This is a genomic window from Cupriavidus sp. C1SS-2L (genome assembly GCF_057073735.1).
Map to the genome: position 1 here is coordinate 1,966,770 of NZ_CP172709.1, position 13,596 is coordinate 1,980,365.

The following is a 13,596-nucleotide window of genomic DNA, read 5'->3' on the forward strand; positions in this document are numbered from 1 at the left end:
AGTACCCGGCCGAGCGAGGCGGCGGACAGAAATCAGTTTCAGGCAACATAGGGAAACCCGGTATTGAGAATGGTTCCCGTTTCAGGTTACGATTAGTCCGTCGCCGCCCATACCGGGCGCCTATGCCGGAGATTTCCATGTTCAAGATCCTTGCTTTCGCCGTGGCCGCCGCGTTTTCCACCGGTGCGCTCGCCAGTGCCAAATGCGTAGCGCATCCCAAGGCCGAGTGGATGAAGGAAGCCGACGCGCGCGCCAAGATCGAGGCGCAGGGCTATGTCATCAAGAAGTTCAAGGTCGATGGCAACTGCTACGAGATTTACGGCACCACCAAGGAAGGCAAGAAGGCAGAGATCTACTTCGATACCAAGAGCCTGGAGATCGTGAAGTCGGAGATCGAGAAGTAACAGTAACGGTTCCGTCGTTTCCGGTACCGCCATGCAGGACCACGAGTCGGTCCGCGTCTGGGACGTGGCCGTGCGCATCACGCACTGGAGCGTGGCGGCCATCGTCTTCTGGAACCTGATCGACGATTCCGGCGGCCGTCTGCACCGCATGCTCGGCTATGTGGCTGCTGGTCTCGTGGTGTTACGCATCGTGTGGGGGTTTGTCGGCAGCGAACATGCGCGTTTCCGCGCATGGGTACCACGGCCGGCCGGCGTGCTCGCCTACGCGAAGGCGCTCGCGCAGCGCCGCGCGCCACGCTTCCTGAGCCACACGCCGCTCGGCGCCGTCATAATGCTGCTGATGTGGGCGCTGATCCTCGCGCTTGCCGTCACGGGCTGGATGTCGCGGCTCGATGCACTCTGGGGCGAAGACTGGCCAGTCGATATCCACGCCGTGCTTGCCGATATGCTGACGGCGCTGATCGTGCTGCACGTGCTGGCCGCCATCGTGTTCAGCGTGGCGGGCAAGGAGAACCTTGTGCTGGCCATGGTGACGGGGCGCAAGCGGCGGGGCCCTGACGCCTAGCCGCTGGCCGCCTCCGTGGCTTACCCCACTTTTTCCATCGATTCCTGCGCTGCCTCGTACTGTCCCTGACACGCCTGGCCGTTAAGAAGCGACCTTTGCAGCAGCGCCTGCTGCGCCTTCCCGACATTTGCGGCCTGCCCGCGCCATGCCGCCAGCGGCGGCTCCTGCAGCGCGCGCCCGTAGGAAAAGCTCAGCGGCCACGGCAGCGGACCCAGCCGGTTCATGGCATCCAGGTTTGCTGTCGCCTGTTCCGGTGTCTGTCCGCCGGACAGGAAGAAGATGCCGGGTACCGCGCCGGGGACCGTGCGCTTCAGCACGCGCACCGTTTCGGTCGCGACGTCTTGCACGGATGTTTGCTGCGCGCTTTTCTTGCCTGCGATGACCATGCTCGGCTTGAGCACCATGTGTTCGAGCACGACCCCATAGCGATGCAACGCGTGAAACACCGCATGGAGCACGCGCTCCGTCACCGCAGCGGAGCGCGCCAGCCCATGATCGCCATCCATCAGCACCTCGGGTTCCACGATCGGCACGATGCCTGACGCCTGGCAGATTGCCGCATACGCGGCGAGCACCTGCGCATTGGCCTGCACCGCCAGCGCGCTCGGCAGCGTGTCCGACACGTTGAACACCGCGCGCCACTTTGCAAAGCGCGCGCCTTGCTGGCGGTAGGCCTCCAGTCGCTTTGGCAGTCCGTCCAGACCTTCGGTGATCTCGTCACCGGGCGCATTCACGAGTGGAACCTTTCCCTTGTCCACCTTGATGCCGGGCACGATGCCCTGGCGCGCGCAAAGCTCGGGCAGCGGCGTGCCGTCGTCGGCGCGCTGGCCCAGCGTTTCCTCATACAGGATCACACCGCTGATATGCGCGCCAAGCCCTGGTGTGGACAGCAACAGGCTGCGCCACGCGCGGCGGTTCTCTTCGTTCGATTCCACGCCGATCGTGGTGAAGCGCTTGGCGATGGTCGGGCCGCTCTCATCGGCGGCGAGCAATCCCTTGCCCGGCTGCACCATTGTCCGGATCGTGGCCTGCAATTCGCTTGCGGTATCCATGGATTCTCCTCTCTGCGGTCACGCGGTGCGGCCGAACGCCTCGCGCAGCTTGCCCTTGGCGCGCTGCAACGTGGCGCGCTGCGTCTTGGACAGGTTGCGGCCCGCGCGGTTGATGTAGAAGTTGAGCATCGACATCGCCGACTGGTACGCCGTGCCTTTGCGCCGGCGGCTGTGTTCGGCCGAGCGCTTCAGCGAAGCGGCAATCTCTTTCGGGTCGGTGTGCTTGAATATGTCAGGTTCGAGGTCGAGCGAGTCACTGCGTTCGCTTACCTGCTTTGACCAGCGGCGCACATGGCGGCCGTGGCGGCGATGCTTGCTGGTTTGTCGTGCGGATCGGGCGGCTGCCACTGTTCATCCCCGGGATAAGTGCCTGTTTTTCAGACTAGGCGATTTCGGAAACGGTGGCGGTGGCGGACCGCACCTTTGTCCAAGAGCGGTCACATCCGAGAGCCTGCGATGCAGGTTAAACGCTGGCAATCAGTGCGGCGAGGCGATGGGTCAGCCCATCACCAGGCTGCCCACCACCTTCTTCTCGTCGCTGGTGAACTTGCGCGTGGCCTGAGCAAGGTCGGCGCCGACCTTGTTCATGGCAGCCGTCAGCGCGCCGACTTCGGCGCGCAGCGCTTCCATCCGCATGCGGCGCTGCTCGGGACTGCCGGCCGTGCTGTGGCTGAGCTCCTGCAGTTCCTGCGCTTTCTGCTCCAGCTTCTCGCGCAGCTCGCGCATGCGCTTGATCAGCTTCTTGACGTTGTCGGGCAGGTTGCTGTTGTCGATGTCGCTGTCCTTGGAGGCAGTCTCCTTAGCGCCGCGCGTGCCAGACAGGGCGTTGCCCGACATCGAGATATGGACTTCGGAGCTTGGTCGCGCGGCGGCGATGCCCGGCATGCCGGTGGCATCGCTGCTGGTGGCTGCCGCCACGTCATCGGCGCTCGCGGGGAGGGTGGCATCCTGGGTGAGCGGGATAAGCGGGCTTGCCGTAGTGGCTTCGATCGTACTCATGGTGGTTCTCCGGTTGACGGATTAACTAGCGGATTGCCGCACGTCACGGGGGGCCACGTTCGTACGATTCTTGAATATCGGGATGCTTCCTTTATCGGCAGGGCGCTGCGAGCTTTAAGTCACATTGACTTAGATTTGCGGCATCGCAATCTTGATATCTGGCAGAAATAATCGGTTACACAGTCCCACGCGGGACGCGTCAACAGCGCGTGCGCGCCCCGCGTTTTTACAGGCAACGCGCAATATCGCGCGTCCTTCCGGGAGACCGACAATGAAGAAAGTACTTGCCATCCTGACCCTGGGCCTGTTCGCCGCTGGAGCGTATGCGCAAGCGCCTGCCGCCGCGCCAGAGTCGAAGGAACCCGCCAAGGTGCAGAAGAGCGCCCACAAGGACAAGACGCACGCGCAGAAGCACACCAAGAAGGCAATGCCTGACAAGGCCGCAGCACAGTAAGCGTCGCCAGGATGGGCTATCGCGCGGCACCGCCTCGATGGGAGGCCGTGCCGCGTCTTTTTTATCGGTCTGTGGCTCAGAACTGATAGTTGACCGACACGTCGAACACGCCGTTTGTCGAGCTCTGCGTGAGCGGGCTGCGCTTCGCGTCACCAACCAGTTGCATGACGGCCACGTCGGTCGTGGCAAACCAGTGCTTGTCGAAGAACCAGACCGCGCTGACGCCGAATCCATAGGAGCGTACGCCGCCAGACGGGCTGAATTGCGGCCGTCCCGGTCGCGCCTGCGAGGCGCTCACGCCGTACCACGCATTCATGTACCGCGAGTCGGCGAGTGTCATCGTCGGGCCCGCGAACCAGAAGAACTTCTCGGAGCTGCCCGGCATGGGCATGTAGGCGCCAATGTCGCCGATCCAGCCGTCGGAGCCGCCCAGGCTGCGGCGCGCGTCGACACGCATCACCAGCGGGAATTCCTTCGACACCGCATATTCAGCGAACAGCTTCGCTTCGGGCGCCGGATTGATGTTCTCCATGCCATCGAGCAGCGGCGACGTCTCCTTGGCGCGCCTGCCGAGGTTATAGGAGAGCGCAATGCCTGCACGCCAGTTCTTGCCGCGCAGCACATTGACGCCGAGACCTTCGCCGATCGAGGCAAACGCAATATCGCGATAGCGGATATCGATGCTGGGGCCGCCCACCACGATGTAGTTTGATGAACCGTCGTAGCGCGGCCGCACCATGGCCGCGCCACCGAGGCGGACTTCCCAGTCCGGAATGGTGTCCTCGAACAGCTTTTCGAGCGGTATGCCGGCCGAAAACTGCCATTCGGCCAGCGGCGCCGGCGTTTGCGCCCAGGCCGGCGCTGCTGCAAGCGCGCACAGCCCGAACAGCCATGGCTTTGCGCGGCGTGTGCGCAAGCGGCCCGTAGGACTGAAGGTTTGCGGCTCTGACAATGGGTTCTCCCGTTTCTTCGTTGTTCATTTTGGCTACTGCGGGCTACTGCTGGCTATTGCGCTTCAGGCGACCAGCTTGTCGACCGTCAGCGGCAAATCGCGGATGCGTTTTCCCGTTGCGTGATACACCGCGTTGGCCAGCGCCGCGGCCACGCCGACAATGCCGATCTCGCCGATGCCCTTGGTGCCAAGCACGTTGATATGCGGATCATCCTCGTCCAGCACCGCAATGTCGATAGCGCCGACATCAGCGTTGACCGGCACATGATATTCGGCCAGGTTGCCATTGGCGATACGGCCGCTAACCAGATCCAGTTCGGACTGCTCGTGCAGCGCCATGCTCAGGCCCCATACGATACCTCCCATGAGCTGGCTGTGGGCCGTCTTGCGGTTCAGCAGCCGCCCCACGCCATAGCTGGCCACGATGCGCTGCATGCGGATCTCGCCCAGGTGCGGGTCGACGTGGACTTCCGCGAACACCGCGCCAAAGCTGTGCATCGAGAATTTTTTGCGCTCGTCGCCAGGCCGCGCACTCATGCGCGCTTCGACAGGCTGGCCGCCGCGCCGCGCAATGGGCGCCGCCACGGGTTCGCGGCGCGATGGCTCGGACCGCCGCTGCAGCCAGCCGTCGACGACATCGACATCCTCGGGCGGCGCGCCGGATAGCGGCGAGGCCGCGTCCGCAACGGCCAGCTTCACCAGCGCCAGCCGCGCCGCCATGCATGCCGCCTGCACCGCAGGGGCGACGCTGGCGACCGATTGCGATCCACCCGATACCGGGGCTTCGGGGAAATTGGTGTCGCCGAGCTCGAAGCGGACCTTGTCCGGTGGCAGGCCCAGGGCGTCGGCAGCAACCTGCGTCATCACGGTGAAGGTGCCTGTTCCCAGATCTTGCGAGCCCGACTGCACCAGCGCCGTGCCGTCAGGCAGGATGCGCGCCAGTGCGCTGGCGGCCGAGCGGTTGGCAGGATAGGTCGTCGTGGCCATGCCCATGCCGACGAGCCGGCCATCTTCAGTTCGCATGGAACGCGGTGCCGGATTGCGCTGCGCCCAGCCAAAGCGCGCGGCAGCGTCGCGGTAGCACTCCCGCAGCGACTTGCTCGAGAATGGCAGTTCCTTGCCGGGATCCGCGTCGGCGTAGTTGCACAACCGCAGCGCAACCGGGTCCATGCCAAGCTTGTACGCCAGCTCATCCATCGCGCATTCGAGCGCAAAGCTGCCCGACGCCTCGCCAGGCGCGCGCATGAAGGTCGGCGTACCGATGTTCAGCTTGAGCAGGCGGTGGCTGGTCTGCTGGTTCGGTACGGCATACAGCATGCGCGTGAGTAGCGCACACGGTTCCAGCCAGTCTTCCATGAACGAGGTGCAGGCCGTCACCTCGTGGCGCATGCTGGTAAGCGTGCCGTCGGCGCGCGCGGCCAGTACGACATGTTGCTCGGTGCGTGGCCGTCCGCCCACGGGGCCGAACATCTGCGGGCGGTCCAGCACCAGCTTGACCGGATGCCCGGCTTCGCGCGCGGCCATGGCGGCGAGCACCACGTGCGACCACGTCGAGCCCTTGCAGCCAAAGCCACCGCCAACGAAGGGGCAGACCACCCGCACGTTCGATGGCTGCACGCCCAGGGTTTGCGCGACGGTCTTGCGCACGCCGCTCACGTACTGCGTGGCATCGTACAGCGTGAGCATGTCGCCTTGCCAGGCCGCAACCGTGGCGTGCGGCTCCATCGGGTTGTGGGTTTCAAGTGGCGTGGAGTAGGTGGCGTCGAGGCGCGCCGCCGCGCCGTCGGTGGCGGACATGTCGCCGCGCGAGCTGTCCGCCGGCTCATCCTTGGCTTCCTTGGGCTTGTACGCGCTCGCGCGGGCCGCGGCGAAGTCGAGCACCGGCGTCTTCGTCCTGTAGCGGATGACGATATGCGCAGCGGCGTCGCGCGCCTGTTCCAGCGTATCGGCAACGACCACGGCCAACGGCTGGTTGTTGTAGTGGACTTCCGTCTCCTGCAGCAGGTTCAGTACGCGCCCGGCCGGTGGCTTGCCCGCTGCGGCCTTGCCGGCCTGCGGCAGCCGCGGCGCGTTGAACGGCGTCATCACCTTGCGTACGCCGGGCATGCGCTCGGCTACGGCAGTATCCATGGACGCGATATCACCGCTGGCAACGGTGCTGGTCACCAGTACCGCGTGCAATAGTCCGGGCAGCGGATTGTCCGCGGCATAGCGTGCGCGGCCGGTGACCTTGAGGGCACCGTCGGTGCGGTCTAGCGGGGCGCCGATCACGTTCATGCCAGGCCTCCGGCTGCGATGCCCAGCGCGCGCACCACGGCATGCTGCGCCAGGGTGAGCTTGTAGGCGTTATTGGGAAGCGGCCGCGCGCCGTCCAGCAGCAGGCGTGCCGCTTCGCTGGCGGCTGGGGTGCTGAGCGGGCGTCCCACCAGGACTTGCTCGGCCGCCGGCACGCGCCATGGCTTGTGTGCGACACCGCCCAGCGCCAGTCTTGCGCTGCGTACGTTCCTGCCATCGAGTTCCAGCGCCGCGGCCACGGACACCAGTGCAAACGCATAGCTCGCGCGGTCACGGACCTTGAGGTAATGGCAATGTCCTGCCAGCCGCGACGGCGGCAGGTCTACCGCGACGATCATTTCGCCGGGCCGCAGCACCGTGTCGAACTGCGGCGTGTTGCCCGGCAGGCGGTGGAAGTCAGCGATCGCGATGCGGCGTTCGCCGCCATCGCTGCGCACCACGACAACGGCTTCCAGCGCGGCCAGTGCCACGCTCATGTCGGAAGGGTTGACGGCGATGCAATGCTCGCTCGCGCCAAGGATGGCATGCATGCGATGCACGCCCTGCAGCGCCCCGCACCCCGATCCCGGCGCACGCTTGTTGCACGCGCTGAAGCCGGTGTCGTAGAAATAGTGGCAGCGCGTGCGCTGCATCAGGTTGCCGGCTACTGTCGCCATATTGCGCAGCTGGCCGGAAGCCCCGGCAAGCAGCGCCTGCGACAACAGCGGGTAGCGCTCGCGGATCAGCGCGTGGTTGGCGGTGTCGGTATTGCTGGCCGTGGCGCCGATGCGCACGCCGCCATCGGAAAGCGATTCGATCGTGGCAAGCGGCAGCCATCCGACATCGACGAGATGTATTGGGTGCTCCACGCCTGCCTTGGCGAGATCGAGCAGGTTGGTGCCGCCGCCGATATAGCGGGTGCCGGGCTGGCGGCCCAGCTGCAGCGCTTCCTCCACGGTAGTGGCACGGTGATAAGTGAACGGGGTCATCGTTGCGCCTCAGCTGCGGCGCATCGCGCCAGTGGCATCGCGCACCGCGGCCACGATATTCTGGTAGGCGCCGCAGCGGCAGATATTGCCGCTCATGCGCTCGCGGATCTCTGCGTCGCTGAGCGACTGCGGCAACGCAGCAGGTGGAGGTTGCACGGTGCTGGCAGCGCCGGCCCGTGCTTCCGCGAGCATCCCGACCGCCGAGCAGATCTGGCCCGGCGTGCAGAAGCCGCACTGCAGTGCGTCGCGTGCGACAAACGCGGCCTGCATGGGATGCAGGGTTTCGCCATCGGCGAGCCCTTCGATCGTGGTGATGTGGCGGCCTTCCTGCATGACTGCAAGCGTCAGGCAGGCATTGATGCGCCGGCCATCGCTGAGTACGGTGCATGCGCCGCACTGGCCATGGTCACAGCCTTTCTTGGCGCCGGTCAGGCCGACCACCTCGCGCAGCGCGTCGAGCAGCGTCACGCGCGGTTCCAGCGACAGGGCGTATTCCTTGCCGTTGATATGCAACCGGACTGGCCTGGCGGGCACGGGCGGCGGCACCTGAGCCGGGGCGGACGCGGCGGGTTGCTCGGCCGCATAGGCAGCGGGCAGCGCGGCCGCCGACGCTGTCAGCGCGGCGGATTGCAGGAAGCGGCGCCGGGTCGGGCGGTCCGGGCCGTCTGGATGGTGATGGGGCATGCGCGATCCTTTCGCGGCGCACTGCCACGACGGCTTGCGCCTGCGCTGTTGCGCCAGAGCGAGCAAGATCGGTGCCGATGGCGCGGGAGCACCCGCGCCACGCACATGCTACGTTGCGTGCCTCAAATTTTCAGCACACATGTAGAAATTACGACAGCTTCGTTCATGCGATTACGCGATGGTGTCGACCACGCCGCCATCGACGCGCAGCGCGGCGCCCGTGGTCGCGGATGCCTGCTTCGAGCACACATAGACGACCATATTGGCCACCTCGTCGACGGTCGCCGCACGCTGGATGATGGATGTGCTGCGATGGGTCCTGACGAAATCGGCGGCCACTTCCTCCACGGGCTTGCCGGTGCGCCTGACTTCGTCAGCAAGCATTTCCTCGACGCCTTCGGACAGCGTCGGCCCGGGCAGTACGGCGTTCACTGTCACGCCGGTGCCAGCCAGCCGTTTAGCCAGCCCGCGCGAGACCGCGAGTTGCGCGGTCTTGGAGAAACCGTAGTGGATCATCTCGACCGGAATGTTGAGCCCCGATTCGGAGGAGATGAACACGATGCGGCCCCACTTGCGCTGCACCATGCCCGGCGCATAGGCGCGGGACAGGCGCACCCCTGACATCACATTGGTTTCGAAGAACCGCGTCCATTCGCTGTCGCGCGTTTCGAAGAAGTCCTGCGGATTGAAGATGCCGAGGTTGTTGACCAGAATATCGACCGCCGGTACCTGCGCGAGCAGCGCATCCACGCCTTGCTGCGTGGCCAGATCGCCCGCGAAGGGAATCAGGTCCGCGTCCAGCGCCTCTGCGCGCAGCGTGTCCGCCGCCTTCGCCAGTGCATCCGCCTTGCGGCCGTTGAGGACGACGCGCGCGCCGGCTTGTGCGAGGCCGCGCGCGGTGGCGAAGCCGATACCTGCAGTGGAGCCCGAAACCAGGGCGGTCTTGCCCGACAGATCAATGTTCATGGCGATACCCTTCAGGATGGTTTGCCTGCATCAGGGGCAGGCACTTCACGGAATGGCGTAGCCGGCACGCGACGTGCCACTGCCCGCCGACCCTGCGTTTGTACTACGAACGGGCGACGTGTGCAGAAGCGGTGGCGAAGGGAGCGCGCTGAACCGCGCAGAGGAAGGGAAGGGACGGGCGAAAGAAAAGCGCGGTCCGGGGGAGTGCCCGGACCGCGTTGTGGCGCGCGGCTTACCTGCCGCCGAGCACCGCGGCGATGGCCTTGGCCACCACGGTCACATTGCGTTCATTGAGACCGGCGACGCACATGCGGCCCGAGCGCAACAGGTACACGCCGTGGTCTTCGCGCAGGCGGTCGGCCTGCTCCGCGGTGAGGCCGGTGTACGTGAACATACCGCGCTGGGTCAGGTAGCGCGACAGCGCTTCGCCGCTGACGTGGTCGCGCAGGTGGTGGTGGATGGCCTCGCGCATGCGGGTGATGCGGTTGCACATCGCGGCCAGTTCCTGCTGCCACAGCGTGCGCAGTTCGGGCGTGGTCAGCACCTTGGCCACCACGCGCGCGCCGTGCGTCGGCGGGTTGCTGTAGTTGGCGCGCACGGCACCGGTCAGCTGGCCCAGCACATTGGCCGCTTCGGCCGCGCTGTTGCACACCACGCTCAGGCCGCCGCAACGCTCGCCATACAGCGAGAAGTTCTTCGAGAACGAGTTCGCGACCAGGCACGGCACGCCCTGGCGGTCCAGCTCGCGGATGGCGAACGCGTCTTCGTCCAGGCCTTCGCCAAAGCCCTGGTAGGCCATGTCGACGAACGGCAGCAGTTCCTTGGCCTTCAGCACGCCGATCAGCTGGCGCCACTGGTCCTGGTTCAGGTCCACGCCGGTCGGGTTGTGGCAACACGCGTGCAGCAGGACGATGCTCTGCTTGGGCAGCTTGCTGATCGCATGGACCATGGCGTCGAACTTCAGGCCGCCGGTGGCATCGTCGTAGTACGGATACGTGTTGACGGTGAAGCCCGCGCGCTCGAACACCACGCGGTGGTTTTCCCAGCTCGGGTCGCTGATCCACACCTGCGACTGCGGGAAGTAGCGCTTCAGAAAATCGGCACCCACGCGCAGCGCGCCCGAGCCGCCCAGCGTCTGCAGCGTGGCGACGCGGCCGGTCGCGCGGGCCGCGCTGTCCTCGCCGAACACCAGCGCCTGCACGGCATTGCGGTAGGCCACCAGGCCCGACATCGGCAGGTAGGGGCGCGGGCCCATGTCGGCCAGCAGCGCGGCCTCGGCCTTTTCGACAGCTTCCATGACCGGCAGCCGGCCTTCGTCGTCGAAATAGATGCCGATGCTCAGGTTGACCTTGTCGGTGCGCGGGTCCTTCTGGAAGTCTTCGTTGAGCGAAAGGATCGGGTCGCCAGGAAAGGCCTCGATATGTGCAAACATGGGATTCTCAGGATTCTGGAGTCGGGGCTGGGAGCGCGCCGCAGGCCTTGCACCGGGCGCACAGACTGAAGTGTAACCGGCGGCGCGCCATGAAGCGTCGTGAACGCGCCGCCGGGAGGCTTACTGGGCCGAGACGCTGCCCTGCAGGGCCGGCACGGCATTCTTCTGCCGCAGGCGGTAGCTGATGCCCAGAACCGCCAGCCACACCGGGATCAGGTACACCGAGATGCGCAGGCCATCGGTCAGGTACATCACGACCAGGATGCCGCCCAGGAAAGCCAGGCACAGGTAGTTCGTGAGCGGGTAGCCGAAGCTCTTGAAGCGCGTTTCCTGACCAGCCTTGCGCTTGTCGGCGCGGAACTTCAGGTGAATGATGCTGATCATGGCCCAGTTGATGATCAGGGCCGAAACCACCAGGCCCATCAGCAGTTCAAACGCCTTGCCCGGCATGAAGTAGTTGATCAGCACACACAGGCCGGTGGCCGCCGCCGACACGCCCAGCGCCGTCAGCGGAATGCCGCGCTTGCTGACCTTGAGCAGCGACTTCGGCGCATTGCCCTGCTGGGCCAAGCCGAACAGCATGCGGCTGTTGCAGTACACGCCGCTGTTATAGACCGACAGCGCGGCCGTCAGCACGACAACGTTCAGCACATTGGCGACCCAGTTGCTGTTCAGCGCATGGAAGATCAGCACGAACGGGCTGCCGCCGGTCACGACGTTTTCCCACGGGTACAGCGACAGCAGCACGGCCAGCGCGCCAACGTAGAAAATCAGGATACGGTAGATGACCTGGTTGGTCGCCTTCGGGATGCTCTTTTCCGGTTGATCTGCTTCCGCCGCCGTGATGCCGACAAGCTCCAGTCCGCCGAACGAGAACATGATCACCGCCATGGCCATGACCAGGCCGCCCAGGCCGTTCGGGAAGAAGCCGCCGTGCTGCCACAGGTTCGTGATGCTGGCCTGCGGACCGGCATTACCGGACATCAGCAGGTAGCCGCCGAAGCCGATCATGCCGATGATGGCGACGACCTTGACGATCGAGAACCAGAACTCCATCTCGCCGAAGGACTTCACGCTCGACAGGTTGATCGCGTTGATGATCAGGAAGAACGCCAGCGCCGAGATCCAGGTCGGGATGCCGGGCCACCAGTACTGTACGTAGATACCGACCGCCGACAGCTCGGCCATGCTGACCAGGATGTACAGCACCCAGTAGTTCCAGCCCGACATGAAGCCGGCGAAGTGGCCACAGTACTTGTTGGCGAAGTAGCTGAACGAGCCCGCCACGGGTTCATCGACGACCATCTCGCCGAGCTGGCGCATGATGAAGAACGCCACGATGCCCGCTACCGCGTAGCCGAGCAGCACCGAGGGGCCGGCCATCTTGATGGTCTGGGCGATGCCCAGGAACAGCCCGGTGCCGATCGCGCCGCCGAGCGCGATCAGCTGGATGTGCCGGTTCTTGAGGCCACGCTTCAGCGTGCCGTCATTATTGCTTTCAACCATGAATTGTTTCCTCTACCCACTCTTATGGAATGGCATGCGGAGCCTGGCGTCTCTTAATGTGAGGAGGGTGGGACGCCTGGGCCTTGAAGACCGCCGGGAACGGGGTACCGCGCCCGGCGACGGTGACGGTCAGAGCCGGATCAGGCTTCGACCTTGAGGGTGCCGCGCTCGATCTGGTCGCGTTCCAGCGACTCGAACAGCGCCTTGAAGTTGCCTTCGCCGAAGCCGTCGTCGCCGCTGCGCTGGATGTATTCGAAGAACACCGGGCCGAGCACGGTCTTCGAAAAGATCTGCAGCAGCAGGCGCGGCTTGCCGCCTTCGGTGGTGCCGTCCAGCAGGATGCCGCGGGCCTTGAGCTGGTCCACCGGCTGGCCGTGGCCCGGCAGGCGATTTTCCAGGGCCTGGTAGTAGTAGTCGTTCGGCGCGGTCATCAGTTCGACGCCGGCGAGCTGCAGGTTGTCGATGACTTCGATCAGGTTGTCCGTCAGGAAGGCGATGTGCTGGATGCCCTCGCCGTTGAAGGCCATCAGGAATTCCTCGATCTGGCCCGCGCCCTTCGACGACTCTTCGTTCAGCGGAATGCGGATCTTGCCATCCGGCGCGGTCATGGCCTTGGAGGTCAGGCCGGTGTATTCGCCCTTGATGTCGAAGTAGCGGATTTCCCGGAAGTTGAACAGCTTCTCGTAGAAGTTGGCCCAGTAGGCCATGCGGCCACGGTAGACGTTGTGCGTCAGGTGGTCGACCAGCTTCAGGCCGTGGCCCACGGGGTGGCGGTCCACGCCTTCGATGAATTCGAAGTCGATGTCATAGATCGACTTGCCTTCCTCGAAGCGGTCGATCAGGTACAGCGGCGCGCCGCCGATGCCCTTGATCGCGGGCAGGCGCAGTTCCATCGGCCCGGTCGGGATTTCAACCGGCTGCGCGCCCAGTTCCAGCGCGCGGGCATAGGCCTTGTGCGAATCCTTCACGCGGAACGCCATGCCGCAGGCGCTCGGGCCGTGCTCGGCGGCGAAGTAGGCGGCGTGGCTGTGGGGCTCGCGGTTGACGATGAAGTTGACCTCGCCCTGGCGATACAGCAGCACGTCCTTGGAACGGTGGCGGGCGACCAGCGTGAAACCCATCTTCTCGAACAGCGGCTCGAGCACATTGGGGGTGGGCGAGGCGAATTCGACGAATTCGAAGCCCATCAGTTGCATCGGGTTGTCAAAGAGGTCGGCCATGGTGTGTCTCACAGGGGAAGGTAAGTATTTCGATCTCACGCGCCGCGCGGAGTGCCGCGTGGCGGCGTGGAATCAGGGAAGGCGGGCAAGCGCCGGGAG

14 protein-coding genes are annotated in these 13,596 nt (G+C 65.2%); 3 read left to right on the top strand and 11 right to left on the bottom strand.

All coding sequences use genetic code 11. The annotated features are described in order from the left end of the window. The first annotated feature begins 137 nt into the window (after positions 1–137). Positions 138–404: a PepSY domain-containing protein gene (locus ACIGJG_RS26720; RefSeq protein ID WP_011300630.1), complete on the top strand. Its 267-nt coding sequence runs from the start codon at positions 138–140 to the stop codon at positions 402–404. Between the two features lie 31 nt (positions 405–435). After that, complete coding sequence (locus tag ACIGJG_RS26725; protein ID WP_220630234.1) at positions 436–969, top strand: cytochrome b/b6 domain-containing protein; 534 nt, start codon at positions 436–438, stop codon at positions 967–969. 20 nt (positions 970–989) lie between these two features. Here ACIGJG_RS26725 and ACIGJG_RS26730 read toward each other — a convergent pair whose 3' ends face one another. The 3 genes from ACIGJG_RS26730 to ACIGJG_RS26740 form a co-directional block, all read right to left on the bottom strand. Then, complete coding sequence (locus ACIGJG_RS26730) at positions 990–2,021, bottom strand: class I fructose-bisphosphate aldolase (protein WP_220630235.1); 1,032 nt, start codon at positions 2,019–2,021, stop codon at positions 990–992. A gap of 18 nt (positions 2,022–2,039) precedes the next feature. Further along, positions 2,040–2,369 carry a DUF3175 domain-containing protein gene (locus ACIGJG_RS26735; protein WP_011300627.1) on the bottom strand — a complete coding sequence of 110 codons (330 nt, stop codon included), beginning with the start codon at positions 2,367–2,369 and terminating at the stop codon, positions 2,040–2,042. A 150-nt stretch (positions 2,370–2,519) separates the two neighbouring features. Further along, positions 2,520–3,020 (bottom strand): hypothetical protein, encoded by a 501-nt coding sequence (locus ACIGJG_RS26740; protein WP_483673344.1) that lies wholly within the window; start codon positions 3,018–3,020, stop codon positions 2,520–2,522. 271 nt (positions 3,021–3,291) lie between these two features. Here ACIGJG_RS26740 and ACIGJG_RS26745 point away from each other — a divergent pair, with 271 nt between their 5' ends. Next, positions 3,292–3,474 carry a hypothetical protein gene (locus ACIGJG_RS26745; RefSeq protein WP_011300625.1) on the top strand — a complete coding sequence of 61 codons (183 nt, stop codon included), beginning with the start codon at positions 3,292–3,294 and terminating at the stop codon, positions 3,472–3,474. A gap of 76 nt (positions 3,475–3,550) precedes the next feature. On the opposite strand, the gene ACIGJG_RS26750 is transcribed toward ACIGJG_RS26745, so the two are convergent. The 8 genes from ACIGJG_RS26750 to hppD all read right to left on the bottom strand — a co-directional run bounded on the left by ACIGJG_RS26750 (position 3,551) and on the right by hppD (position 13,497). Further along, a complete protein-coding gene (locus tag ACIGJG_RS26750; protein ID WP_041680231.1) occupies positions 3,551–4,390 on the bottom strand; it encodes a MipA/OmpV family protein in 840 nt (279 codons plus the stop codon). A 99-nt stretch (positions 4,391–4,489) separates the two neighbouring features. Continuing rightward, a complete protein-coding gene (locus ACIGJG_RS26755; protein ID WP_483673345.1) occupies positions 4,490–6,703 on the bottom strand; it encodes a xanthine dehydrogenase family protein molybdopterin-binding subunit in 2,214 nt (737 codons plus the stop codon). Then, complete coding sequence (locus ACIGJG_RS26760) at positions 6,700–7,689, bottom strand: FAD binding domain-containing protein (RefSeq protein WP_220630240.1); 990 nt, start codon at positions 7,687–7,689, stop codon at positions 6,700–6,702. The genes ACIGJG_RS26755 and ACIGJG_RS26760 overlap by 4 nt, the downstream gene beginning before the upstream one ends. Before the next feature lie 9 nt (positions 7,690–7,698). After that, complete coding sequence (locus ACIGJG_RS26765; RefSeq protein WP_011300621.1) at positions 7,699–8,373, bottom strand: (2Fe-2S)-binding protein; 675 nt, start codon at positions 8,371–8,373, stop codon at positions 7,699–7,701. 171 nt (positions 8,374–8,544) lie between these two features. Continuing rightward, complete coding sequence (locus tag ACIGJG_RS26770) at positions 8,545–9,339, bottom strand: SDR family NAD(P)-dependent oxidoreductase (protein ID WP_483673346.1); 795 nt, start codon at positions 9,337–9,339, stop codon at positions 8,545–8,547. 232 nt (positions 9,340–9,571) lie between these two features. Continuing rightward, complete coding sequence (locus ACIGJG_RS26775) at positions 9,572–10,771, bottom strand: amino acid aminotransferase (RefSeq protein ID WP_483673347.1); 1,200 nt, start codon at positions 10,769–10,771, stop codon at positions 9,572–9,574. 120 nt (positions 10,772–10,891) lie between these two features. Continuing rightward, positions 10,892–12,277, bottom strand: coding sequence for an amino acid permease (locus ACIGJG_RS26780; protein WP_140950630.1), 1,386 nt, complete (start codon positions 12,275–12,277; stop codon positions 10,892–10,894). Between the two features lie 140 nt (positions 12,278–12,417). Then, positions 12,418–13,497, bottom strand: a complete 1,080-nt coding sequence (gene hppD, locus ACIGJG_RS26785) for a 4-hydroxyphenylpyruvate dioxygenase (protein WP_011300617.1) — start codon at positions 13,495–13,497, stop codon at positions 12,418–12,420. Positions 13,498–13,596 lie beyond the last annotated feature (99 nt).